Here is a 22,005-nt window from a genome sequence, read left to right as displayed (position 1 = left end):
CGCTACTCGGCGTGTGCGCGGCCGTCGCCGGTGCGCGTGTCTCAAAGTGAGACACGCGGCACCTCCCCGACGTCCCTCAGCGCTTCGTACGGTCCCTTCCTGACGAGCCGAGAGCCGCCAGGACACATGGAGGGACGCACATGTACAGCAAGGACGGCGAGAGCTACTTCATCGTGGACGCCCACATCGCGCTGTGGGACGCCCGCCCCGACAACCAACTCAACGTGCACGGAAAGCAGTTCATCGACTGCTTCTACGACTACCACCGCAACCTCAGCCCGGCGTCGGAGCTGTGGCCGTACGAGGAGTACCTGTACTACGGCGGCGAGCGTCTGATGAAGGACCTGTTCACCGACGGGTACGTCGACCACGCCATCTTCCAGCCCGCCCGGCTCGGTGCCTTCTACCGCAACGGCTTCGGGCAGACGGAGGAGGCGTTCGCGCTGGCCCGGCAGCACCCCGACAAGCTCACCTACAACCACTGCTGGGACCCCCGCTTCGAGCAGGCGGGTCTTGACCAGTTGCGACGGGACGCCGGGCGCTTCGGCCTGAAGGGCGTGAAGCTGTACACCGCCGAGTGGCACGGGGACTCGCGTGGCTACAAGCTGGACGACCCCTGGTCCCGCCGCTATCTGGAGACGGCCCAGGAGCTGGGCATCAAGAACATCCACATCCACAAGGGGCCCACCATCCGGCCGCTGGACCGCGACGCGTTCGACGTGGCGGACGTCGACCAGGTCGCCACCGACTTCCCCGAGCTGAACTTCGTCGTCGAGCACTGCGGACTGCCGCGTCTGGAGGACTTCTGCTGGATCGCCACGCAGGAACCCAATGTGCACGCCGGTCTGGCGGTCGCGATGCCCTTCATCCACACGCGTCCGCGCTACTTCGCCCAGATCATCGGGGAGTTGCTCTACTGGCTGGACGAGGACCGCATCCAGTTCTCCAGCGACTACGCGCTGTGGACGCCCCGCTGGCTGGTGGAGAGGTTCGTCGACTTCCAGATTCCGGAGGACATGGACGAGTACCCGCCCCTCACGGTCGCTCAGAAGAAGAAGATCCTCGGGCTCAACGCCGCCGCCATGTACGACATCCCGGTGCCCGCCGCCTACCAGCTCACGCCTGCCGTGGTGGCCTGACATGTCCGGCCACCCGCTGGAGCGTGCCGTGCACGCGGCGCTGGGGCAGGTCTACGACCCCGAGCTGGACGAGCCGATCACCGACCTCGGTTTCGTACGGTCCGTGGACGTGACGGACGAGGGACGGGTGACCGTCCACCTGCGCCTGCCGACCTCCTTCTGCTCCCCGAACTTCGCCTATCTGATGGCCTCGGACGCCAAGGACGCCGTCACGGCGCTCGCGGACGTGACGCAGGCCGCCGTCCTGCTCGACGACCACCACGACTCCGAGCTGATCAACCGCGGTCTGGCCGCGGACGCGGGCTACCGGGGCACCTTCGGTGCCGAGGCCGAGTCCGACCTGGAGGAGTTGCGGGAGACCTTCCGGCGCAAGGCGCACACCGCGGCGATGGAACGGACGCTGACCTCGCTGTTGCGGCAACGCCCCGAACTCGCCGAGGAGCGACTTTACGACGTGGTGCTCGGCGACCTCCCCGACGCACCGGCGACTCGGGCGCTGCTGCGGCGCCGGGCCGACCTGGGCCTGGGCACCGCGTCGACGGACCCCGTCCTGGTGGACGAGCACGGAGACCGCTTCCCGCCCGGAGAGATCCCACTGCGACTGCGCTTCGCCCGCGCGGTGCGGATCTCGATCGACGGCAACGCCCACTTCTGCCGCGGCCTGCTGCGCACCCGCTATCCCGATTCCGCGGCCGACCAGACCCCACGTGCGGAGGAACCTGCATACGCCGCCTCCCCCACAGGATCGGCCACGCATTCCCCCATGAACCACCCCGTGAAGGAGAACGTCTCATGAAGGCAGTCCAGGTCGTCGGCTACCACCAGAACCTCGTCATGGCCGATGTCCCGGCTCCCGAGGTCACCGGCCCGTTCGACGTGATCGTCCGGATCGGCGGCGCGGGCGTGTGCCGTACCGATCTGCACATCCTCGAAGGACAGTGGGCCGAGAAGTCGGGGGTGACGCTGCCGTACACCATCGGGCACGAGAACGCGGGCTGGGTGCAGGCGGTCGGCAGCGCCGTCACCAACGTCGCCGAGGGCGACAAGGTCATCGTCCACCCGCTGATCACCTGCGGACTGTGCCGGGCATGCCGACTGGGCGACGATGTCCACTGCGAGCAGAATTCCTTCCCCGGCATCGACAGCGCGGGCGGCTACTCCGAGTACCTGAAGACGTCGGCCCGGAGTGTCGTACGCCTCGACGACTCCCTGGAGCCGTCTGACGTCGCCGCCCTCGCCGACGCCGGACTCACCGCTTACCACGCCGCGGCGAAGGCGGCACGCAAGCTTCGCCCGGGCGACCGGTGCGTCGTCATCGGCGCGGGCGGGCTCGGCCACATCGGTATCCAGGTACTCAAGGCGCTCACCGCGGCCGAGATCGTCGTCGTCGACCGCAACGCCGAGGCGGTGAAGCTGGCCGAGACCATGGGTGCCGACCACGGTGTCGTTGCCGATGGGGGACAGGTGGCGGAAGTGCTGGAGCTGACGGGTGGTCATGGGGCCGAGACCGTCATCGACTTCGTCGGCGAGGGCGGCGCGACCCGGGACGGGGTGCGCATGCTGCGCCGGGCGGGCGATTACCACGTGGTCGGGTATGGGGAGAACATCGACGTTCCGACCATCGACATCATCTCGACCGAGATCAACTTCATCGGCAACCTCGTCGGCTCCTACAGCGACCTGCGCGAGCTCATGGTGCTCGCCGCGCAGGACCGGGTCCGGCTGCACACCGTCAAGTACCCCCTCGACCGTTTCCAGGACGCCCTGGACGATCTCGATGCCGGACGGGTCCGTGGACGCGCGATCCTCGTCCCCTGACCTCGCCGGAGGGGAATCGCCATGAAGAAACTGATAGCTCTGGGCATCTCCATCGGCCTGCTCGCCGGCGTCTTCACCGCCGTCAGCGCGTCCGTCCACAGCCTGGGCGGGCTCAGGGCTCCGCTCGTGGTCTGGGTCGGCTTCGCCGCGTGGGCCTGCTTCTACAGCGCCGGCGGAAAAGCGGCCGGCCTCGGCAAGACCCTGGGAGCCAACGCCACCGGCCTGCTATGGGGCTGGCTCATCTTCTGGGCGGCCACCCAACTTGCCCCCGACTCCGCCGTGATCCTCGGGCTGTGCGTCGCCGTCGGCGCCTTCGGTATGTGCGTGCAGGCACGCTGGAGCCCGCTGTCGTTCATCCCCGGCGCCTTCGTCGGAGCGGCCTGCTACTTCGGCAACGGCACGGTCTGGCAGAGCACGCTCATCTCACTCGTCGTGGGAGCCCTCCTCGCGTACGCCTCGGAAGCACTCGGCGAACTGCCGCTGCGGACAGGACGTACGACGAAGCAGCCCGCCTGAGCCGCCTGGGAGCCGGCGCGCCGTGGTCGTGGGAAGGCATACGACCACGGCGCGCGCCGAGGCACTTGGCACCGACCATGAACACGAAGACCACGGCCATGCAGAACACGGCCGTTCAGCCACCACACCCACCGAGGAGTCTTGAGATGATCTTCATCACCGCGAAATTCCGCGTCCTGCCCGAGCACGCGGACCAGTGGCCGCAGATCGCTGCCGAATTCACCCGGGCGACGCGCGCCGAACCCGGCTGCCTCTGGTTCGACTGGTCGCGGAGCCTCGACGACCCGGCCGAGTATGTCCTCCTGGAAGCCTTCCGCGACGACGAGGCAGGCGCTGAGCACGTCGGTTCCGAGCACTTCCGGACCGCCCGGAAGACACTGCCGCCCTACCTCGCCGAGACCCCGCGCATCATCAACACGACGATCCCGCGAAACGACTGGTCCCTGCTCGCAGAGATGGCCGTCCCGGATCAGGGCTGACCGTCCCTCACACGCTCGCCGCGTGCCCTCGTAGGGCAACTGGTGTCGAGTGCGGCCGATGGGGCGGCCAGGGACCACCCGCCAAACGGTCCGAGCGCGAGGGCTGGAGGTACCCGGCGCATGGCTGGCTCCAGTTCCGGCGGCCCTTGGTCGCTAGGGCCTCCTCCTGGTCCCGACCATGTCGGAGGGGGCTTGGGCGGAGAGCAGGGCGCGAGCGAGTGAGCCATCGGAGATCAGCACATCGACCGTGCCGCTGCGCAGGGCGCCGAGCACGCCGCGGGCCTTCTCCGCCCCGGCCGCCACCCCCGCCACGAGCGGGATCCTGGACAGCTGCTCAAGAGTCACGGCCAGTACCCGGTCCTCGACGGGTCCGGGAATCGCTCTTCCGTCGACGTCGAAGAAGCGCGCGCAGAGGTCGCCGGCCGGTTGTCGGCTGTCGAACTCCTCTCTTTCCCGCGGGTCGAGTGCCAGGGCGTCGATGATTGCCGCGGAGGAACCGACGCCGTGGCTGCCGATGCCGACCAGCGCGATGCCGACCTGTTCGGCTGCCTTGAGCGCGGCCTGGACGGAGGGCTCGGCGAGCAGGATCTGTCTGCTCGCCGGGGTGGTGAGAAGGGCCGGAGCGTGCAGGCGGCGAAATTGGCCGCCGAGGCGCGCGGCCAGGTCCCGTACCAGTTCCTCGCCGGTGATCTCGCAGTCCACAGAGGACAGACCGCCGACGAGGGGCACCACTTCGACGTTGAGCCCGCCGTTGTCGGGGACGTGCTGCACAACCGCCTGAAGCGTGCGGCCCCAGGACACCCCGACGCGCTGCTCGGGCCGCAGGGTCTCCAGCAACCAGCGGGCTCCGAGGTCTCCGACATGGGTCAGGGTGCGGTCACTTCCAGGGGCATCGGCCACCCGGCAGTCACGCAGGCCGAACGTCGCGCGCAGCTCGCCCTCCAGGGTCAGGTGGCGCCCTGCCGGATCGTGAATGCTGATCTCGACGATCCCCCGCTCCCGGGCTGCGGCGAGCATGCGGGAGACGTTGGGCCTGCTGACGCCGAGGGCGTGGGCGATCTCCTGCTGGGAGCGACCTTCCTCGTAGTACATGCGGGCGACCTTCACCAGCAAGTGCTGATCACGTGCGGTCGGCATGGTGCTTCCTCGGCGGTGCGTCAAGCGGTGCGTTCCGGTGACCGCGGGGAACGCACCTCATGACACTGCGTCGAGGTCTCGCGCGAGCAGGTCGGCGAGGTCGGCAAGGGCAGCGTCGGACTCGGCGCCTTCGGTGCGCAGCGTGACCTCCTCCCCATGCTTGAGGGCGAGGGACAGCACGGCGAGCATGCTCTTCGCGTTCACCAGCGCTCCTTCCTCCCTGCCTATGGACACCTGGCACGGCCGCTTCGCGGCCGCCTGGACGAATGCCGCCGCGGGCCGGGCGTGCAGTCCTACCTCGGATGCGATCGTGACGCGGGTCTCAGGCACAGCGCTCTCCTTCGTGTCACCGGCCACGCACGCTCGCGTTGGCCGAGGGCTGGGCGAAGCCGCACGTTACACAGTCGATGGACAGATGTGAAGAACGATTGCATCAATGTGCAAACAGTCGTCGCCAATGACCGCTGCACACCCATGGAGGCGGAGCGGGGCTCGTGTCGGCGGGTCGAGTTTCCATCGTTGTCACACAACGTAATCAGGGCCGACATCTTGTCGTGCCTCGCCGCCCGGTGCTACACCTCTACCGAACAGAGGTGAGGAACTCTGAGCAGACGTGCAAATGCCTGTGCTGTATCTCCCGGTTCCTCGCGGCGCATCCCGATCACGTCGGCTCCCCACCCCCCAGAGCCGCCTACTGGTCTCCGCCGTTCGGGCCAGCGGCTCCGACCGGCCTCCGCATCCCCACTCGGAGAAGGAGAAAGAGACCTCCGTATCCCCGCTCAGAAACAGAGAGGAGGGCCGAGATGGTTACCGTTGCCGCGGCAGCCCTGGCGGCGTCGACACCCCAGGGCGAGGAGAGTGACAACCCTGTCATTCGTGGCGCAGTCTGGGTCGGCTCCCACTTCATCGGCCTGTTCAACGAGGCCGGCAAGCAGTTCACCGGTTTGGTGACCGGGATTCTCCCCACGCTGATCGTCCTGCTCACCGCGATGTACGCGCTGGTGACGTTCGTCGGCGAGAAGCGCGTGACCCGAGCCGTCGAGTGGTCCTCGCGCTGGTGGATCACCCGCTACACCGTCATGCCGGTGCTCGCCGTGCTGATGCTCACCAACCCGATGTGCTACTCGTTCGGCAGGTTCCTGCCCGAGCGGTACAAGCCGGCCTTCTACGACTCGGCGGTCTCCTTCGTCCACCCGGTGACCTCGTTCTTCCCCTACGCCAACGCCGGCGAGCTGTTCGTCTGGCTGGGCATCGCAAGCGGCGTGCAGAAGCTGGGGCTGTCCACCGTGCCCCTGGCGCTGTGCTACCTCGCCACGGGCGTCGTGGTGATCTTCATCAGGGGCGTCGTCACCGAGCGGATCACTCTCATCCTGATCAAGAGGACCGGCCGCACCGAGATCTTCCGCAAGTTCGACGAGGAATTCACCACGGGCACCGCCAACAGCGCGCTCACGGTGACCGGAGGCCCACGATGACGACCACCGAGCAGAGCCCACGCACATACCCCTCGGTGTTCGTCCGCAAGGGCGCCGGCGGCTGGGGCGACGGACTCACACTGCGGCGCACCGAGACCCGCAACAAGGTGCTGTCGGTCACGGGCGGGGGTATCCACCCGGTCGCACAGCGGATCGCGGACCTGACCGGGGCGGAGGCCGTCGACGGGTTCCGCACCACCGTCCCTGACGACGAGGTCATCTGCGCGGTGATCAACTGCGGCGGCACCGCTCGGATAGGTGTCTATCCGCGCAAGCGGATACCGACGATCGACGTGTATCCCGGCTCGCCCGGCGGCCCGCTCGCCCAGTTCATCACCGAGGACATCTTCGTCTCCGACGTGGGGCTGGACGATGTCATGGTCGAGGAGGGGACGGAGGGCGGCGCTGAGGCAGCGCCGGCGCAGGACACGCCGTCGGCCGAGGACAACCGTGAACAGACCGCGGACCCGGTCACCGAGTCCGTCGTGGAACCGACGGGAGGCGGCGGACTCTTCTCCCGGATATCCGACGGCTTCATCAAGTTCAGCTCCGGGATCGGTTACGCGGTCAACACCCTGCTGGCCTCGGGCAGGCAGGCCATCACGCTGACGATCAGTACCATCCTTCCGTTCATGGCGTACGTCAGCCTGTTGCTGGGCTTCGTCATCTACACCGGCGTCGCCGAGAAGATGGGTGAGGGCCTCAAGCCGCTGGCCGGCAACCCCTTCGGGCTCATCGCCCTCGGTGCCGTGGTCGCCCTGCCCTTCCTGTCCCCGATCCTCGGGCCGGGAGCTGCGATCGCCCAGATCATCGGCGTGCTGATGGGCACACAGATCGCCGCGGGAACCATCCCCGTCGAGTACGCCCTGCCCACCCTGTTCGCCATCAACGGCCAGGTCGGCTGCGACTTCATCCCCGTCGGTCTCGCCCTCGGCGAGGCGAAACCCGAGACGGTGGCGGTCGGTACGCCGGCGGTACTGCTCAGCCGTCTGATCACCTCCCCCCTCGCCGTGGCCCTTGCCTGGCTCGTCAGCTTCGGGATGTACCGATGAGCGATCTCTACTATCAGAGCACCATCCTCCGCGTCGGCGACGAGGCCGCGGACCTCATCAATGGCGGCGTCCTCATCCTCTTCGGTGAACCGCTTCCGGGTGATCTGGAGAGCCTCAGTGTGGTGCACAGGCCGGCCGACACTCCGGCCCAGGAGATTCGACCGGGCGACGAGCTGTGGCTTGGTGAGACGCGGCTGACCCTGACCGCGGTCGGGGGGCGGGCCCAGGAGAATCTGACGACTCTCGGTCACGTGGTCGTCTATGTCGCCCCCGATCCGGCTGCCGGGCTGCTGCCCGGAGCGTTGCACGCCGACGGTCCACTCGAGGTTCCCGAACCGGGAACCGAACTGAGGCTCGTCCGGGCGTGACGCTGCGGGTGGGCGTGACGGTGCGGGTGGGCGAGGCGGAGGCAGAAGGGAGCAGTGCCCATGAACACCCCTGATGACAGCGGCCCGGCCGAGGACGCCTGCCGCGACTGCGGTGGGACGCTCGTCGAGGGATCCATGGCACTGCCACTGCTCGGCTCACCTCGCTTCGCCTACCGCCTCGGCACCACCGAAGTCACCACCGAGGTGGCGGCCCTGATGTGTCTGAGCTGCGGAACCGTCCGGCTGCGCGGCCGGAATCCCGATCGGATACGGAATGCGGTGGCGGCCAAGAAGGTCCGCCACCGCCCCTCCCTCGGCCTGCCGGGACTGCTGGCCCGCTCGCCCTTTCTCCCCGAGGGTGACGGACAGGAGCGGCCGGCAGTCCCCTCCCCTCATGAAGGAGGGGCCGGAACCGAAGGCCCCTGAGAAGAGGATTCATGGAATACCTGCCCCTGGCCCTGCTGCTGCTCGGCGGCTTCGTGCTCTCGCTTCTGGCGAGCATGGCCCAGCACCGCTACTACATGCGCACGGTGAACAAGCTCGCCGCCCAGGAAAACCGGGCGGGTGTCACCCTCGTCTCCGGCCGGGCCACCGGGCGGCTCCACGGCGCTGTGGTGCTGCTGCTCGTACGGCGGAGCGACAGCGTCGTCGAGCGGGCCCTGGTGATGCAGGGGGCTTCCGTTCTCGCACGCTTCCGTGAACGCCCGCAGCTCACCGGGGAGTTGAGCACGGCACCCTCCCGGGCCGGATCCACCGCCATGGCGCGTGCGGTTGAGGACGCTCGCGACCGCTACCGCCGGATGCAGTCCGGCGCCACGGTCGATCACGGCTCCGATCTCCGGATGCGGAAGACATTGTGAGCAACGTCTATTACAAGAGCACCGTGCGGCGCGTGGGCGCCACATGCGAAGAGCTGCTGGACGGCGGAGTGCTGATCCTCTGTTCCGCTCCGGTCCCTGAGGCGCTGCAGGATGCCAGCGTGGTGCACGAGCCGAGTGTCCCGCTCACGGGCGAACTCCGCTGCGGCGACAGGTTGTGGCTGGACGGTCGGCTGATCGAGCTGGTCGCCGTGGGGGAGCGGGCAACCCGGAACCTCCGCGAACTCGGTCACGTGGTGGTCCATGTGAACGCCGCGGACACACAGGTGCCGCCCGGAGCGGTGTATGGCCGCGGAACTCTGACGCTTCCCGAGACGGGGGCCCCGTTGGCCCTGGCCGCCGGTGTGCCCAGCCGGCACCGCACATGACAGGGCAGGTCGGCTTCCTTCTCATGGGCGTTCCGCTCCCGTCCTCGGTGTAGTACCGCGCTCGCGACGCCAGAGCAGCCGGGCTGCCGCTGCGGGCACCGCCCGGGCGTCGTGCAGATCACCGGCCTGTTCGTGACGCCTGGGTGCATGGCCTGCTGAGCGCCCGCGAGCCTTCGTTGCCCGCCGCCACCGAGCGGCTGGCCGGCCTCTGCCCGACGACACTTTCGTCTTGGCGCGCCAGATCCCGTCTCGCCGTTCCTGTGTCGACCTGCGTCATCCCGTCGGCGGCCACAAGGCCGCTGCCTGTGCCGCAGGCCGCGCCGGCTCTCCGTTCCGTTGATGCTCCGGCGCGGTGACGCGCCATCAGATGGGGCGCGCCGAGCCGAGCATGCCCCGAACAACCACCTGACGAGCGGTCTGCCGACGACGTCAAGCGCCGTGAATCCCGTACGAGCCCGGCCCTTGTGCCGGGTACGGCACACGTGCTACCAAGTAAATCACCAACGTGCATATCAAATGCACGAATGTGCAAATGCGCCTCGTGGGCCGGACACCGGCAGGGCGGCAGGAAGGGACCGGAGCATGAGCTACAGGGATCAGTTGCGGGAGCGGGAGCGGGAACTCGGCCGACCGGTCCGGGTGGGCCTCGTGGGCGCTGGGCAGATGGGCCTCGGTTTCGTCGCGCAGGTGGCGCACATCCCGGGCATGGAGATCTCCGCGATCGCCGACATCGACCCGGAGCGCGGCCATGCGGCGTTCAAGCGCTCAGACCGGGGCCAGGCGCTCAGCGGCGCTACGCCCGACGAGCGGGCCGCGGCGGTGCTGGGAGGCCGGCCGGTCGTCGTCACCGACGCGCTGGACCTCGTATCGCTGCCGATCGACATCATCGTCGACGCCAGCGGAGTGCCGGACGTCGGCGCCTCGGTCGCCTTCTTCGGTCTGCTTGCGGGCAAGGACATCGCACTGCTCAACGTGGAGTGCGATGTGACGATCGGTCTGCTGTTGTCGACGGTGGCGCAGCGCATGGGCCGCGTCTACACGGTCTGCCGCGGCGACGAGCCGGTGGAGTGCAGGCGGCTGGTGGACTACGTACGCGACATCGGGTTCAGCGTGGTCTGTGCCGGCAAGGGCAAGAACAATCCCCTCGACCCGACGGCGACCCCCGAGGCGCTGGCCGATCAGGCCAGGGCCAAGGGCATGAACCCGAAGATGCTGGCCAGTTTTGTCGACGGCTCCAAGACGATGATCGAGATGGTCGCGCTGGCCAACGCGACGGACCTCCGGCTCAGCCGACGCGGCATGACCGGTCCCCACTCGACGGTCGCCGACCTGGCCAAGACCTTCCGCCCGGAGACGGACGGCGGCGTGCTTCCCGCCGCCGGGGTGGTGGACTACTGCACCGGTCCGGTCGCGCCCGGTGTGTTCGTCATCGGTCACAGCGACGATCCGGTCGTCACCGCCGAGATGGAGTACCTCGGGATGGGCGAGGGGCCGTACTACTCGTTCTACCGGCCCTACCACCTGGCCAGTGTCGAGGCTCCGCTCTCCGTCGCCGAGGCGGTGCTGGACCGCGTCCCGAGCCTCGCGCCGACGGTGTGGAACGCCGAGGTGGTCGCGGTCGCCAAGCGGGACCTGCGGGCCGGCGAACGTGTCGACGGCATCGGCGGATCCACCGTGTACGGCCTCGCCGAGAGCGCGGAGGTGGCGGCGGCCGAGGCTCTGGTGCCCCTGGGGCTTGCCGCTGGAGCCGAGGTGGTGCGGGACGTCCCCGCCGGAACCGTGCTCACCGCCCAGGACGTGCGGATCGACCAGAGCACCATGATCGCGACGCTGCGGCGCCTGCAGGACCGGCTGCTGGCGGGGGAGCGGATCGACCTGCCGGTGGCCGCGCCGACCGACTCTCTGGCCGCGTGAGGAGGACCTGAGCATGGACCTGATCAAGGACGCCGAGGCGGCCCGCTCCGCTCTCACCACGATGTGGACCATCCGGCGGTTCGAGGAGGCCGTGGACGACCTCTTCGCCCGCGGCATGATGCACGGCACCATGCACCTGTCGATCGGTCAGGAGGCCGTGCCGGTCGGTGCCTGCGCCGAACTGCGCGACGGCGACTACATCACCTCCACCCACCGCGGCCACGGACACTGCATCGCCCGCGGCGCCCGACTCGACCGCATGATGGCCGAGTTGCTCGCCAAGGAGACCGGCTACTGCCGAGGCCGCGGCGGATCGATGCACATCGCCGACGTGGCGACGGGCAACCTGGGCGCGAACGGCATCGTCGCCGGAGGCGTGCCCATCGCCGCCGGTGCCGCGCTGGCGAGCCGGCTGCGCGGCGAGGACCGGGTCGCGCTGAGCTTCTTCGGCGACGGCGCGGTCAACGAGGGCGCCTGGCACGAGGGAGTCAACCTCGCCGCCATCTGGGACCTGCCCGTGGTGTTCATCTGCGAGAACAACAACTACGGAATGTCCATGTCCGTCCAGCGGGCGTTCCGCGTGGAGCGCCTGGCCGAGCGCGCCGCCGGCTACGGCATCCCCGGCGTGACCGTCGACGGCAACGACGTGGCCGCGGTGCAGGAGGTCGTACGCACCGCCGTCGAGCGGGCCCGCGCGGGCGGTGGCCCCACCTTCGTGGAGGCACTCACCTACCGCTGGAAGGGCCACTCCAAGAGCGACAAGAACCTCTACCGCACGCGCGAGGAGATCGACCAGTGGCGTGACCGCGACCCGATCGCCCGCTACACCGCCGCCCTGCTCGACGCCGGCACCCTCACCGAGGCCGAGGCACAGCAGTGCCAGACCGGCGCACGCGACGCGGTGCGCGAGGCCGTACGCACGGCGAACGCCGCCCCCGACGCCAGCGCCGCGGAACTCACCTCCGCCGTCTACGCCGTCTGACTCATCGGAGACCTGTACATGACCACCACACTCCCGAGCTCGGCGGCCGCGACGACAGCGCGGCCGTCGGCCGACCCGTCCGAGCGCACCCTCACCTACGCCGAGGCGGTCCGCGAGGCCCTCGCCGAGGCCATGCAGACCGACCCCCGCGTCTTCATCCTCGGCGAGGACATCGGCGTCTACGGAGGCGCCTTCGGCGTCACCGGCGACCTGGTGCACCGCTTCGGCGAGGAACGTGTGCGCGACACCCCGATCAGCGAACTGGGCATCGTCGGCGCGGCGGTGGGCGCCGCACTGGCCGACATGCGGCCCATCGTGGAGATCCAGTTCTCCGACTTCACGGCCCAGGCCATGGACCAGATCGCCAACCAGGCCGCGAAAATCCACTTCATGCTCGGTGGCGCGGCCCGCGTCCCGATGGTGCTGCGCGCCCCCACCGGCTCCGGCACCGGGGCCGCCGCCCAGCACTCCCAGAGCCTGGAGACCTGGTTCGCCCACATCCCCGGACTGAAGGTCGTCATGCCCGCGACCCCGGCGGACGCCAAGGGCCTGCTGCTGGCCGCCATCGACGACCCCAACCCGGTCATCGTCCTGGAACACAAACTGCTCTACAAGCAGAGTGGCCCGGTGCCCGCAGGCGCCGACCGGATCCCGCTCGGCCGGGCGGAGGTGCGCCGACAGGGCGAGGACCTCACCATCGTGGCCACCGGCGTCATGGTGTCCCGGGCCGAGGAAGCCGCCCAGCAGCTCTTCGCCGAGGAGGGCATCACCGCAACCGTCGTCGACCCGCGCACCCTCGTTCCCCTGGACGAAGCGACGATCATCTCGGAGGTGGCCGATACCGGGCGCGCCCTGCTGGTCCAGGAAGCCCCCCGGACCTGCGGCTACATGGCGGAGATCGCCGCGCTGATCGCCGACTCGGAAGCGTTCGGCCGACTGCGGGCTCCGATCCGCCGGCTCAGCGGCCTGGATGTGCCGATCCCTTACGCGCCCCAACTGGAGCGTGCGGCCGTGCCCCAGATCCCCGACATCGTGGCCGAGGCCACCCGTCTGGTCAGGTCGTGGTGATGGCTGAAATTCCCCTGGTCATGCCCAAGATGTCCATGACGATGGAGGAAGGCACGTTCCTGACCTGGCACAAGGCGGAGGGCGACGAGATCCGCGCCGGCGACGTGGTGTGCGAGGTCGCGACCGACAAGGTCGACATGGAGGTCGAATCTCCCGTCGACGGAATCCTTGTCCGACTGGTGGCTCAGCCGGACGATGTGATGGCTGTCGGTGAGCCGATCGCCTTCCTCTCCAGTGCCGCGGACGACTTGTTGGGCGACCTCCTCGACGGACCGGCCGCGGTGGATGCCCCGCCACCCGCACCGGCGACACTCGCTGCCCCGTCCACTGTGCCGTCGTCACTCTCGACGGTCGTGTCGGCCGTGCCGCTCGCCAGGGGCCGGGCGGCGGTCCTCGGCGTAGACCTCATGGGCGTGCAGGGCACGGGACCGGGCGGGACCATCAGGGTGGTCGACGTCGAGGCCGCCACCTACGAGATCGTGGCGCCCGCGGCCAAGGCCCTTCACCGCACGTCAGCCTCCAACGGCGCACAGGCAGGTACCGGCACACCGGCCTCGCGGCACAGATATCGCAGGGCTGTCGCCCGCCAGACCAGCGCAAGCGCCGCCATCCCCCAGGCCGTCGTCTTCCGTGACCTCGACGTGGAGGCACTTGCCGAGCGCCGCGGTCAGTGCGGCTGGACCAGCCTGATCGTACGGGCGTATGCGGATGCCCTGCGGGACAGCCCGCTCAACGCCCGGTGGACCGGGGAGTGCAGCGAGGTCTGGTCCGACGTCGCCCTGGCGGTGATGGTGGACACCGACCACGGCCCGGTCGCCCCGGTGCTGCTCAACCCGGACCGGTTCCCGATCGAGGAACTCGACGAGCGCCTCGGGCACATGGCCGACCGCGCCCGCAGCGGCAAGGTGCCGGTGGAGCACCTGACCGCGGCCACGACCACCGTGCACGACCTGGGATCCCTGGGGGTCGACGCTTTCCAGGAACTGCTCAACCCGCCCCAGGCGACCGCGCTCTCGGTCGGTCGGGTAGCCCCGCACGTCATCCCTGCCGACGACGGATTCGTGGTGCGCACCCGCTGCAGGGCCGCTCTCACCGTCGATCACCGCGTCGGTGACTGCGCGGACGCCGCGCGTCTGCTGAACGCGGTCCAGCGGCGCCTGGACGACCCGAACTGGTTCGGATGGCGGTGACCCCGCCTCTCGTCCAGGAGCGCTCCGTCGACCAGTCAGCAGGCGCCCGCGCCACCCCCGGTGGCCCATGAACGCGCTGCCGTCCGTCCACATTGTCCTTGCCCTGACTGCCAGTGGACGTGACGGCAGCGTGCTGTCCCGGTTCGCAGGCAGAGGGCACGCCCTGATGTGGGCGGAATGAGGGATGCGGATGTCGGATCCCCTCAGGCCGCGGCAAGCAGCGCCTCTGCCAGCCGGGCGTCGCAGATCAGGGCGTCCACGTAGCGTCCGCGCAGCGCACCCAGCACCCCCCGGAGCTTCTCGACGCCCGCGGCCAATCCCACCACTGTTGGTATCCGACGGAGGTCTTCGAGCGAAATCGCCAGCACCCTGTCCTCGACTGTTCCGTGCACCGGGGTGCCGTCCTCGTCGAAGAACCGGGCGCACACATCGCCTACCGGCTTCGCCGCTTCGAAGGCCGCCCGGTCCCGATCGCTCAGGCGGAGCGACTCGATGATCGCCGCAGAGGAGCCCACCCCCATCGCACCGATACCGAGGAAGGCCACGGAGGACTTGCGGCCGGCGTCCAGCACCCCAGCGATGGCCGGCTCGGTCATGAGGGTGTCACGTGATGCCTTGGCCTCCAGCAGGGCGGGCGCGTGGAGTCGCTGGTAGGTGGTGCCCAGGCGGTCGGCCAGCTCTCGAACCAGTTCCTCGCCGGTGATCTCCGAGGCTACGGAGGAAAGTCCGCCTACCAGGGGGAGGATCTCCACCGAGAGGTCCTGTCCGGAGGGGATGGCATGCACCATGGCCTGGAGTGTGTTCCCCCAGGAAAGCGAGATACTGCTGCCGGGCTTGACCGTGTCCAGCATCCAGGCGGCCGCCAGCTCCCCCACCTTGGCCAGCGCCGACTCGTCCGTGTGTACCGAGGCCACGCGGCAGGAGGACACTCCGAAGGCGTTCTGCAGCTGCTCCTCCAGATCCAGATCGCGTCCGGCCGGATCGTTGATCCGGATCTCCACGATCCCCTGGTCCCGTGCGGCAGTGAGGATGCGTGAGACGTTCGAGCGGCTGACACCCAAAGCGCTGGCCACCTGCTGCTGCGACAAGTTGTCCAGGTAGTAGAGCCGTGCCGCCTTCACCAACAGGTCGCGTTCGCGGGACGCCGGCATGTCCACCCCCTCGTCTCGCCATGTCGTCACATCTGTTCGGATTGTTGCACAGCCGACCAGTGGGTTGCTTGCGAGGTCCCTTACGAGTTCCCCTTCGAGGCGCCGACCTGGACAGAGCGTGGCCGGCGTGGGACTATTGTCACCTCTGTGAATTTCACACTCACATATGTGACAGGTGGCGAGGTCTGGCGGCCGTGAGCGCTGACGGCGGAATCGCCGTGCATTCGATGCTGTGGGCGCAGTCCGGCTGCTGGGGCCACTGGCCGCCGCCCGCCCCACCCGATTGAATGCTCTACTACTTGCCCGGGGGTGTGGCGGGCCGCTGAGAGAGCCGAGGAGCCAACAATGACCGAGAGTACGGAAACCACGTATCTGGAGTGCACCTGCGGCGGAGAGCAGCTTCATCGGCTCACCTACGTCCACGGCTGCCTGCTCACGATCATCTGTGACAACTGCGGGAAAAACACCATGATGCCGAGGGAACTGGTCATAGGGCAGTACACCCGGGACTTCCGCGGCCGTCTCGGCCGACTGCCTGCCAAGCTCCGGTCTGATGCCCGGGACCATCCGGTGCGCTTCGTCGTCGGCCTGCCGGCCAAGGCGATCAACAAGCTTTCCCAAGTGCTGCACGAGATCAAGCTGATCGCCCGAACTTGAACGGGCAGGCTGGCGCCGTCTCGAGCCTCCCGGGCCCCTTGAGGTCCTCGACATGGTCATCAACGTCCGCCTGGCCTGATGCCCGTCGGGCAGCTCATGATCTACCGCCGCCCTCCTGCTCGGCCGAAAGGCCACGCCTTCGTGTCGCCGGGCGAGGGCGCCGATGCGACGAACAGGTGGCCTTCCAGGACGTAGTTCGTCAGGTACCGCGCCGCCAGGACGCAACACCCGCTACCTGTACGTCACCGCCGAGGACGACGGCTCCCCGGTCCTGCGGGCACTGAGCTGCGAGGCCGGCCGTCTCGTCGGACACGAGCCGGCCGTACCGCTGAAGCCCGGACGCCCAGTCGTCCTGCACGCCGAACTCGACGTGCCCGCCCTGCGCTTCTCGCACGACACCGGTGGGGGGAGTTCAGGCGCTGCCGATCGAGCTCGACGCCACCGTCCTGTCCGACGAGCACGCTGACGAGTTCCACGACGGCCAGTTGCGCCTTCTCGGCTTCACCGGCGCCATGCTGGGACTGTGGGTGCAGGACCTGGACGGCTCCGGTGTCCATGCGGACTTCGCCCACGCCACGTACCGGACCTCCCAGGACGGTCCCGCATGACGATCATCGACCTGAAGCGCGTCCACCTCTTCTGCACTGCGTTCGGGCCCGGTCGGACGTTCCCGACGAGGGCAATACGCCGACGCAAATGGCCGCCGACCTCGCCGCACTGCTCCGTCACCTGGGCACCGGGCCGGCGATCGCCGTGGGCCAGACCTCAGTCCGGTGCCGGGGGGCGGGTGGACTGCGGGGGTTGGCGGCGCTCTTCGCGCGCAAGGTGTCGTCGGCGTGAGCGAGGGCGACGGTGACTTCGGTGGCGTCGGCGGCGTGGCGCCGTACGTTCGTGAGGGCTTCCTGGACGACACGGTAGACGGCAGCCTGCACCTCGTGGGGCAGATTCGGGGGCACTGAGGCGTCGAGGTGCAGTTCGGCCTTCGAGCCGCTCGGACCGCCGAATCGGTCGACCAGTTCCGCGAGGGCTGTCAGGTCCCCCAGCGGGCGGTTCTCGCCCGTCGCCGGCCGGGCCGTTCCGTCCGGGCCACCGCGCAGGATGCCGACGGTCAGGCGCATGGAGTCGAGCGCTTGGGTCGCGGCGTGCTCGATTCCTGCCAGGACCGGGTCCAGACGGTCGGGTTCGGTGGCGGCCCTCATGCGGGCCATCTGTGTCTGGACCAGGATGCCGGTGACATGGTGGGCGACGAAGTCGTGCAGGTCGGCGGCCATGGCGAGGCGTTCGGAGCGGCGGGTCTCGGTGACCGCGACGCCGCGTCCGTGGTCCAGGGAGCGCAGATAGCCGCCGAGGCCGGCGAAAACGCCGGTCAGCAGCGCCAACGGCAGCGCGAACAGCAGCGTGTCTTCCTCGGCGATGACATCGTGGAAGCGCGGCGGCGTCACAACGGTCGCCCCGCCCGTGAGGACGGCGCACAGCAACGCCGACCGTGGTGAGCAGGTACGGACGGCGATCAACAACAGGCAGAGCAGCACCGCCACTTCACCGGGGCCGAGTGTCCGCACGGGCTCGGTCGTCGCGGCCACGGCGGTCAACGCCAGGGAAGCGCTGCTGGTACCTCGGCCCGCAGCTGGGGGGTGAGCCACGCGGGCCGCCGGGCGGAGCGCCACAGGACGGCCGCGAGCCCGAGCGACAGGGGCAGGAGCACCGGCCAGAGGGTCTTGCCGTTGGCGACGGCGATGAGTACGTCCGCGGCGGCAAGCAGGACCAGCGTGGTGAAACCCACCGCACGCAGACAGCCCTGCCGACGGGTCCGCGTCGTGGGGATGTCGTCCGTCGCAGGCACGAGGTTCACATCCGTCACTGGAGAGAGGAGCGGTCGGCCGGCACGGACGGCAGGCGCGGGAACCGCTTCGTCAGCGGTTCCCGCGCCTGCCATGACACAGGTGGGAACTGTTAGTTGACGCGAACGATCTTCCAGAGCTGGTCGTCGAGGTTGGCGCTGCCCCACTGGACGACGGCTGCCCCGTTGGCGGTGGCTGACTGGGCGACTCCGGCGACGAGGGTGCTGTTCACGTTGCGGAGTCTGTAGTAGCCGCCGCCCGCGTCGGTGAGGGTCCACTTCTGGGAATCGGTGCTGGAGGCGGTGTTCTGGACGATGGCCGCGCCCGCGGCGCTGGAGGAGCCTTGGATGTCCAGGTTGAGGTTGCTCTTGGCGTTCTTGATGTTCCAGGCGCCGCTGCCCGCGGACTGGAAGGTGAAGAGCTGGCAGGCGCAGAACGTGTTCTGCCACTGGCCGGCGGCGGTGCCCGCGGTGGTGGAACCGTTCGGGATGTCGAGGTACTTGCCGCTGTTCTTGTTCACCAGGACGTACTGGCCGGTGCCCAGGGGCGGCGGGGCGGTCTGGGTGAGGTTCCAGCGCTGGCAACCGCAGGTGGTGCCGCTCCACTGCACGGCGGTGGTGCCGACGGTGGTGGAGGCGCTGGGGATTTCGAGGTGCCTGCCACTGATGCGGTTGGTGATGCTGTACCCGCCGGCCGGATGGGGCGCGATGGCCCATTCGTGGTCGGGGGTGCCGTTGTCATCCCACTGCAGGACGGTGGCACCGTCGGCGGTGGACTGGTTCTGGATGCCGAGGACCTTGCCGCTGGCGACGTTGAAGATCTTGAAGTAGCCCGAGGGCTGCTGCTCGAAGCGCCACTGCTGGTTGGTGGAGGTGGTGGGGTTCTGCTGGGTGGCGGTGGTGCCGTTGGTGGTGGAGCCGCCGGCGATGGTGAGGTTCAGAGCGCTGCCCGCGTTGGTCATCGTGTAGGTGGCTCCGTCGGAGATGCTTCCGCCGAAGTCGACCGTGCTGTACGTGACCGGGTTGCGGCGGTTGTCGCCGCCGAAGCTCGCGCTGAACACCATCAGGCTGTGGCCGTCGGACAGTGGAAGCAGGCCGCGGCTGTAGCCGCCGCCGACGTTGGAGGGCATCCGCGTCCAGGTGTTCGCGGCGCCGTTCTGCGTGTTGACGAACAGGTCGTCACTGCTGTGGGCGGTGGTGACGAGGGTTCCGTTGGGGCCGCCGGTGGGCAGCCAGGTGATGTAGGGCGTGCCCTGGGGGACCAGGCCGTCGGTGGTACGCAGCGGGATGCCGGTAACGGAGTCGAACGCCTCCGGGTCGTCGGAGATCTTGTAGTGGACGGCGAAGTTGCCCGCCGCCGAACCGCCGTACTCGTACGTCATGATGAACTTGCCGTTGGGCATCTTGGCGACGGTCGGCATGCCGGGGCGCTGGCTGTAGGTGGGCATCGCCACGTCATCGACGACCGGACCCCAGTTGCGGACGTCCGTGGAGACCTGGTGGACGATCTTCTGTCCGTGGTCGGCGTCGCGCTGGTCGGAGTAGTAGACGATGAGCTTGTCGCCGGAGACCAGGAAGAACGGCTCCCACACGGGGGTGTTCCCGTTCGTGTCCGTGGCTTTGCCGCCGGTGGCGATGTTGGTGACGAAGGTCCAGCTCTGGCCGCGGTCGGTGCTGGCGTACAGGTCGATCTTGCTGCCGCCGCGGTCGAAGGGCACCGAGTCACCGGCGGCCAGGATGGTGCCGGCCGGGAATCCGCCCATGGCCTTGGGCAACTCGAACAGTTCGGGCTGCCAGCGCATGCCCCAGCCGTTCTGGGTGTCGGCGACCTCGGAGATCTTCGTCCAGGAGACTCCGTTGTCGGTGGAGCGGTAGATCGGGAAGACGGGCATGTCCACGCGGTACTGCTCGAACGTGGCGAGCAGGGTGCCGTTGGCCGAGCCGTTGTGCTGCAGGCGCATCGCCCGCGGGTAGAGGCTTCCGGGGGAGAGCGCGTCGGACGGCGGGGTGTACAGGGTCTGCGCGGGACGGGAGAGGGCCTGCGCCCGGCCCGCGGCAGGCAGCAGAATCGTCGCCGCAGCGACGATCAAGGCCAGGAACAGCAACAGGAGGGTGGTGGGGCGGGAACGCTGAGCGGCGCCGGGTCTGGCGCCCAACAGTGCAGGGGACATGTGCGGCTCTCAGGGCAGGGGAGGGATAGGAGGGTCCGGTGCCTGCCGCCCCGGGACGAAACCGGGTGGGAAGCGGCGAGCCCGGAGTGCGCGTCCACCGCGTACGAGGAACTGCGGCGTCGTGCGGCACGGGAGTCGGACCGATCCGCCTCTCGGGTGAGACGACCGGTGCGAGTGGCAGAGCCGTGCCCGGAGCGCAGTGTGTTACCTGCTGCCGAGCTGCTCTCAGGTGGTGCGCCGGCCCGTCTTGTCGGGGGGCGATGGCGGGGGCGCGGTCGAGCCGCGGACGATGAGTTCGACCGGTGGGTCGCTCGCCTGCGGCAGGTCGGTGTGGGGCTTCTCGATCGCGTGCACGAGAAGGCGGATGCCCTCCCGGGCCGCGGCCTCGAAGGGCTGGCGCACGGTGGTCAGGGGAGGAGAGACGTAGGCGAAGACCGGGTTGCCGTCGAAGCCGACGACACTGATGTCCTCGGGCACGCGACGCCCGGCTTCCCGCAGGGCGTGGATGAGCCCGATGGCCATCTCGTCGCCCGCTGCGAAGACAGCGGTAACGGAACGGTCCGAGGCCAGCGCCTCGCCCACGGCATGCCCGGAGGCAGCCGACCAGTCACCGTTGAGCAGCGGCGGCTCGTGCGCGCCCCGCGCCGCAAGTGCCGCCCGCCACCCCTCGATACGGTCCTTCGTGGCGTACCAGCGCCGCGGGCCGGCCAGATGATGAACGGTCGTGTGTCCCAGGTCCAGCAGATGCTCGGTGGCAGCCCGGGCCAGTTCGTGGGCGCCCACCCCCATGGTCACGGTGCGGGTGGCGTTGAATGCGGGCGGTGCCCCCAGGAAGAGGACGGGGACGTCGACACGGACGCTGACGTCTCCCTCCACGATGGGTTCGGAGACGATGACGCCGTCCACCCCCTGTTCAAGCAGCGACTCCACGGCGCCGGCGATACCCGCCGGGTCGCCGTCCGGTGTGTTGACCACACGGAGTGCGTAGCCCGCGTCGCGCACGGCCCGCTCGACGTGCACGAGGAGTGAAGCGGTCCCGTACCCGACGGTGCCCAGGGCCACCACGCCGATCGAGCCGGTACGTCCGGAGGCCAGTGTCCTGGCCGCCTGGTTCAGCCGGTAGCCGAGTTCCTCAGCGGCCGCGAGGACCTTTGTGCGGGCCTCCTCGGAGACATACGGCTCGTTGTTGAGAACCCGGGACACCGTCTTGCGCGACACCCCGGCCAGGCGGGCCACGTCCGCGCTGCGCGGCACAGCGGAGCCCTCGCTCCGTCCCCCCACTGCTGCCATGAAGTCTCCCGACGGCCGTACGTCTGCATCGAAGGAGGTCAACTGTATGACCACGCGGTCTGACCGCGTGGTCATGTCTACGTAGCCGACAGCTGTACGTCAAGGGTTCCCGCGGTATCGATTCCGATGAACGGATGCGGGTCGGATGGCGGGCGGCCGGTCGACAAAGGGGGTCGTAGTCGCCGTGAGGAGTGCGCCTCTGGTGGACATATGTGCTGGTCAAACGGAATAATCGCACTCTCGGGCCCGCTCGCGGAACGGGGTCGTCGTTCCCCTCCGGCGGTAGGCTGGCCGTCCTGCCGGCATGTACGGTCAGCCCTGAGCTCAGGTCGAAGGGGCTTGACAGCGGCTCCCCGGAGCGTTCAGTCTTCCTCGCAACCGCCGGTCGGATTTGTTCGATCGTGTTGAGTCTTGGTCGCGCGGGCGACCGCTTCCCGTCACACCTCGCGGGCCGACGTGCCGCCTGAGCACGGCCGCCCTGTCAGGAGCCGAAATGCACTCTTCCTCCCTCG

The 22,005-nt window shown here is 69.1% G+C and carries 25 protein-coding genes; 17 read left to right on the top strand and 8 right to left on the bottom strand.

Annotated features, from left to right (window positions below; translation table 11 throughout):
* Positions 1 to 140 precede the first annotated feature (140 nt).
* From AQJ67_RS04450 to AQJ67_RS04430, 5 genes are all read left to right on the top strand, one after another.
* Positions 141 to 1,139, top strand: a complete 999-nt coding sequence (locus AQJ67_RS04450) for an amidohydrolase family protein (protein WP_062716617.1) — start codon at positions 141 to 143, stop codon at positions 1,137 to 1,139.
* Position 1,140: 1 nt separating this feature from the next.
* Positions 1,141 to 1,935, top strand: coding sequence for a metal-sulfur cluster assembly factor (locus tag AQJ67_RS04445; protein ID WP_079055747.1), 795 nt, complete (start codon positions 1,141 to 1,143; stop codon positions 1,933 to 1,935).
* On the top strand, positions 1,932 to 2,957 hold the full coding sequence (locus AQJ67_RS04440) for an NAD(P)-dependent alcohol dehydrogenase (protein WP_062716616.1): 1,026 nt from the start codon (positions 1,932 to 1,934) through the stop codon (positions 2,955 to 2,957). Before AQJ67_RS04445 ends, AQJ67_RS04440 begins: the two co-directional genes overlap by 4 nt.
* Before the next feature lie 21 nt (positions 2,958 to 2,978).
* Positions 2,979 to 3,473 carry a DUF1097 domain-containing protein gene (locus tag AQJ67_RS04435; protein WP_062716615.1) on the top strand — a complete coding sequence of 165 codons (495 nt, stop codon included), beginning with the start codon at positions 2,979 to 2,981 and terminating at the stop codon, positions 3,471 to 3,473.
* A 146-nt stretch (positions 3,474 to 3,619) separates the two neighbouring features.
* Positions 3,620 to 3,952, top strand: coding sequence for a putative quinol monooxygenase (locus AQJ67_RS04430; protein WP_062716614.1), 333 nt, complete (start codon positions 3,620 to 3,622; stop codon positions 3,950 to 3,952).
* Positions 3,953 to 4,105: 153 nt separating this feature from the next.
* Here the strand turns inward: AQJ67_RS04430 and AQJ67_RS04425 are convergent, their stop codons facing one another.
* Positions 4,106 to 5,089, bottom strand: a complete 984-nt coding sequence (locus AQJ67_RS04425) for a sugar-binding transcriptional regulator (RefSeq protein WP_062716613.1) — start codon at positions 5,087 to 5,089, stop codon at positions 4,106 to 4,108.
* Between the two features lie 57 nt (positions 5,090 to 5,146).
* Positions 5,147 to 5,419, bottom strand: a complete 273-nt coding sequence (locus tag AQJ67_RS04420) for an HPr family phosphocarrier protein (RefSeq protein ID WP_062716612.1) — start codon at positions 5,417 to 5,419, stop codon at positions 5,147 to 5,149.
* Positions 5,420 to 5,892: 473 nt separating this feature from the next.
* Between AQJ67_RS04420 and srlA the strand changes: the two genes are divergently transcribed.
* The 10 genes from srlA (at position 5,893) to AQJ67_RS04370 (ending at position 14,384) form a co-directional block, all read left to right on the top strand.
* Positions 5,893 to 6,564, top strand: a complete 672-nt coding sequence (gene srlA / locus AQJ67_RS04415) for a PTS glucitol/sorbitol transporter subunit IIC (protein WP_208614897.1) — start codon at positions 5,893 to 5,895, stop codon at positions 6,562 to 6,564.
* A complete protein-coding gene (gene srlE / locus AQJ67_RS04410) occupies positions 6,561 to 7,616 on the top strand; it encodes a PTS glucitol/sorbitol transporter subunit IIB (RefSeq protein ID WP_062716611.1) in 1,056 nt (351 codons plus the stop codon). Before srlA ends, srlE begins: the two co-directional genes overlap by 4 nt.
* Positions 7,613 to 7,984 (top strand): PTS glucitol/sorbitol transporter subunit IIA, encoded by a 372-nt coding sequence (locus AQJ67_RS04405; protein ID WP_062716610.1) that lies wholly within the window; start codon positions 7,613 to 7,615, stop codon positions 7,982 to 7,984. Before srlE ends, AQJ67_RS04405 begins: the two co-directional genes overlap by 4 nt.
* A gap of 60 nt (positions 7,985 to 8,044) precedes the next feature.
* Positions 8,045 to 8,410, top strand: a complete 366-nt coding sequence (locus tag AQJ67_RS04400) for a hypothetical protein (RefSeq protein ID WP_062716609.1) — start codon at positions 8,045 to 8,047, stop codon at positions 8,408 to 8,410.
* A gap of 11 nt (positions 8,411 to 8,421) precedes the next feature.
* Positions 8,422 to 8,844, top strand: a complete 423-nt coding sequence (locus tag AQJ67_RS04395; RefSeq protein WP_062716608.1) for a transcriptional regulator GutM — start codon at positions 8,422 to 8,424, stop codon at positions 8,842 to 8,844.
* Positions 8,841 to 9,230, top strand: a complete 390-nt coding sequence (locus AQJ67_RS04390; RefSeq protein ID WP_062716607.1) for a PTS glucitol/sorbitol transporter subunit IIA — start codon at positions 8,841 to 8,843, stop codon at positions 9,228 to 9,230. The genes AQJ67_RS04395 and AQJ67_RS04390 overlap by 4 nt, the downstream gene beginning before the upstream one ends.
* A 582-nt stretch (positions 9,231 to 9,812) precedes the next feature.
* Positions 9,813 to 11,144: an NAD(P)H-dependent oxidoreductase gene (locus AQJ67_RS04385; RefSeq protein ID WP_062716606.1), complete on the top strand. Its 1,332-nt coding sequence runs from the start codon at positions 9,813 to 9,815 to the stop codon at positions 11,142 to 11,144.
* A 13-nt stretch (positions 11,145 to 11,157) separates the two neighbouring features.
* The gene (locus tag AQJ67_RS48535; RefSeq protein WP_062716605.1) at positions 11,158 to 12,126 is read left to right on the top strand and encodes a thiamine pyrophosphate-dependent dehydrogenase E1 component subunit alpha; all 969 of its coding nucleotides are present in this window, start codon (positions 11,158 to 11,160) and stop codon (positions 12,124 to 12,126) included.
* Between the two features lie 18 nt (positions 12,127 to 12,144).
* Positions 12,145 to 13,194: an alpha-ketoacid dehydrogenase subunit beta gene (locus AQJ67_RS48530; protein WP_062716604.1), complete on the top strand. Its 1,050-nt coding sequence runs from the start codon at positions 12,145 to 12,147 to the stop codon at positions 13,192 to 13,194.
* A complete protein-coding gene (locus AQJ67_RS04370) occupies positions 13,194 to 14,384 on the top strand; it encodes a dihydrolipoamide acetyltransferase family protein (RefSeq protein ID WP_063807275.1) in 1,191 nt (396 codons plus the stop codon). The genes AQJ67_RS48530 and AQJ67_RS04370 overlap by 1 nt, the downstream gene beginning before the upstream one ends.
* A gap of 203 nt (positions 14,385 to 14,587) precedes the next feature.
* On the opposite strand, the gene AQJ67_RS04365 is transcribed toward AQJ67_RS04370, so the two are convergent.
* Positions 14,588 to 15,535 carry a sugar-binding transcriptional regulator gene (locus tag AQJ67_RS04365; RefSeq protein WP_062716602.1) on the bottom strand — a complete coding sequence of 316 codons (948 nt, stop codon included), beginning with the start codon at positions 15,533 to 15,535 and terminating at the stop codon, positions 14,588 to 14,590.
* A 345-nt stretch (positions 15,536 to 15,880) separates the two neighbouring features.
* Between AQJ67_RS04365 and AQJ67_RS04360 the strand changes: the two genes are divergently transcribed.
* A complete protein-coding gene (locus AQJ67_RS04360) occupies positions 15,881 to 16,192 on the top strand; it encodes a hypothetical protein (protein ID WP_062716601.1) in 312 nt (103 codons plus the stop codon).
* Positions 16,193 to 16,391: 199 nt separating this feature from the next.
* On the opposite strand, the gene AQJ67_RS48945 is transcribed toward AQJ67_RS04360, so the two are convergent.
* Positions 16,392 to 16,586: a hypothetical protein gene (locus AQJ67_RS48945; RefSeq protein WP_062716600.1), complete on the bottom strand. Its 195-nt coding sequence runs from the start codon at positions 16,584 to 16,586 to the stop codon at positions 16,392 to 16,394.
* A gap of 7 nt (positions 16,587 to 16,593) precedes the next feature.
* Between AQJ67_RS48945 and AQJ67_RS48940 the strand changes: the two genes are divergently transcribed.
* Complete coding sequence (locus AQJ67_RS48940; protein WP_062716599.1) at positions 16,594 to 16,800, top strand: beta-xylosidase family glycoside hydrolase; 207 nt, start codon at positions 16,594 to 16,596, stop codon at positions 16,798 to 16,800.
* A 117-nt stretch (positions 16,801 to 16,917) separates the two neighbouring features.
* On the opposite strand, the gene AQJ67_RS04345 is transcribed toward AQJ67_RS48940, so the two are convergent.
* The 4 genes from AQJ67_RS04345 to AQJ67_RS04335 form a co-directional block, all read right to left on the bottom strand.
* A complete protein-coding gene (locus AQJ67_RS04345; RefSeq protein WP_244190356.1) occupies positions 16,918 to 17,775 on the bottom strand; it encodes a sensor histidine kinase in 858 nt (285 codons plus the stop codon).
* A gap of 5 nt (positions 17,776 to 17,780) precedes the next feature.
* A complete protein-coding gene (locus AQJ67_RS48935) occupies positions 17,781 to 18,044 on the bottom strand; it encodes a hypothetical protein (RefSeq protein ID WP_244190355.1) in 264 nt (87 codons plus the stop codon).
* A 101-nt stretch (positions 18,045 to 18,145) separates the two neighbouring features.
* Complete coding sequence (locus AQJ67_RS04340; protein ID WP_062716598.1) at positions 18,146 to 20,203, bottom strand: RICIN domain-containing protein; 2,058 nt, start codon at positions 20,201 to 20,203, stop codon at positions 18,146 to 18,148.
* 225 nt (positions 20,204 to 20,428) lie between these two features.
* Positions 20,429 to 21,493: a LacI family DNA-binding transcriptional regulator gene (locus AQJ67_RS04335; RefSeq protein ID WP_208614896.1), complete on the bottom strand. Its 1,065-nt coding sequence runs from the start codon at positions 21,491 to 21,493 to the stop codon at positions 20,429 to 20,431.
* Positions 21,494 to 22,005 lie beyond the last annotated feature (512 nt).

Source organism: Streptomyces caeruleatus (assembly GCF_001514235.1).
Taxonomy (GTDB): domain Bacteria; phylum Actinomycetota; class Actinomycetes; order Streptomycetales; family Streptomycetaceae; genus Streptomyces; species Streptomyces caeruleatus.
The sequence above is the reverse complement of the archived record's forward strand: the minus strand, read 5'-3'. Positions and strand labels throughout refer to the sequence as shown.

Coding starts and splice junctions, on each gene's coding strand:
- AQJ67_RS04385 (WP_062716606.1), top strand. CDS start 9,813: ATGAGCTACAGGGATCAGTTGCGGGAGCGGGAGCGGGAACTCGGCCGA.
- AQJ67_RS04445 (WP_079055747.1), top strand. CDS start 1,141: ATGTCCGGCCACCCGCTGGAGCGTGCCGTGCACGCGGCGCTGGGGCAG.
- AQJ67_RS04400 (WP_062716609.1), top strand. CDS start 8,045: ATGAACACCCCTGATGACAGCGGCCCGGCCGAGGACGCCTGCCGCGAC.
- AQJ67_RS04450 (WP_062716617.1), top strand. CDS start 141: ATGTACAGCAAGGACGGCGAGAGCTACTTCATCGTGGACGCCCACATC.
- AQJ67_RS04365 (WP_062716602.1), bottom strand. CDS start 15,535: ATGCCGGCGTCCCGCGAACGCGACCTGTTGGTGAAGGCGGCACGGCTC.
- AQJ67_RS48530 (WP_062716604.1), top strand. CDS start 12,145: ATGACCACCACACTCCCGAGCTCGGCGGCCGCGACGACAGCGCGGCCG.
- AQJ67_RS48535 (WP_062716605.1), top strand. CDS start 11,158: ATGGACCTGATCAAGGACGCCGAGGCGGCCCGCTCCGCTCTCACCACG.
- AQJ67_RS04405 (WP_062716610.1), top strand. CDS start 7,613: ATGAGCGATCTCTACTATCAGAGCACCATCCTCCGCGTCGGCGACGAG.
- AQJ67_RS04440 (WP_062716616.1), top strand. CDS start 1,932: ATGAAGGCAGTCCAGGTCGTCGGCTACCACCAGAACCTCGTCATGGCC.
- AQJ67_RS04340 (WP_062716598.1), bottom strand. CDS start 20,203: ATGTCCCCTGCACTGTTGGGCGCCAGACCCGGCGCCGCTCAGCGTTCC.
- AQJ67_RS04430 (WP_062716614.1), top strand. CDS start 3,620: ATGATCTTCATCACCGCGAAATTCCGCGTCCTGCCCGAGCACGCGGAC.
- srlE (WP_062716611.1), top strand. CDS start 6,561: ATGACGACCACCGAGCAGAGCCCACGCACATACCCCTCGGTGTTCGTC.
- AQJ67_RS04395 (WP_062716608.1), top strand. CDS start 8,422: ATGGAATACCTGCCCCTGGCCCTGCTGCTGCTCGGCGGCTTCGTGCTC.
- AQJ67_RS04425 (WP_062716613.1), bottom strand. CDS start 5,089: ATGCCGACCGCACGTGATCAGCACTTGCTGGTGAAGGTCGCCCGCATG.
- AQJ67_RS04370 (WP_063807275.1), top strand. CDS start 13,194: ATGGCTGAAATTCCCCTGGTCATGCCCAAGATGTCCATGACGATGGAG.
- AQJ67_RS04335 (WP_208614896.1), bottom strand. CDS start 21,493: ATGGCAGCAGTGGGGGGACGGAGCGAGGGCTCCGCTGTGCCGCGCAGC.
- srlA (WP_208614897.1), top strand. CDS start 5,893: ATGGTTACCGTTGCCGCGGCAGCCCTGGCGGCGTCGACACCCCAGGGC.
- AQJ67_RS04360 (WP_062716601.1), top strand. CDS start 15,881: ATGACCGAGAGTACGGAAACCACGTATCTGGAGTGCACCTGCGGCGGA.
- AQJ67_RS04435 (WP_062716615.1), top strand. CDS start 2,979: ATGAAGAAACTGATAGCTCTGGGCATCTCCATCGGCCTGCTCGCCGGC.